This is a genomic window from Streptomyces sp. GbtcB7 (assembly GCF_019091445.1).
Lineage (GTDB): Bacteria > Actinomycetota > Actinomycetes > Streptomycetales > Streptomycetaceae > Streptomyces > Streptomyces mirabilis.
On the sequence record NZ_JAGXJM010000658.1, the window covers coordinates 1 to 235 of the forward strand.

At 76.6% G+C, this 235-nt stretch carries 1 pseudogene; it reads right to left on the reverse strand.

Annotation, left to right across the window (positions count from 1 at the left end):
- Window positions 1-235 (reverse strand): annotated as a pseudogene (locus tag KVT44_RS57155) (hypothetical protein); the annotation flags it as partial.

A 235-nucleotide genomic window follows, 5' to 3' on the forward strand; every position in this document is an offset into this window, starting at 1 on the left:
GTTCCTCGGGAGCGCAGGGCCGTTCGCCGGGGACGTTCCCTGGTGGTCCGAAGTGGGGCCGGTCGTCGGGGGGTGGGGGGGACTGCTCGGGGTGCCCGTGCTGGTACTGCGTCTGCTGGACGTGGGGGGGGGTGCGCGCGGGCGGGACGGCCATGTGACGGACCACGTCGAGGCGTGGGGGCGTCCGGGGAGCGGGCTGCGGGGTCATCGTCCCGTCGACCCGGGGGGGGTGGAC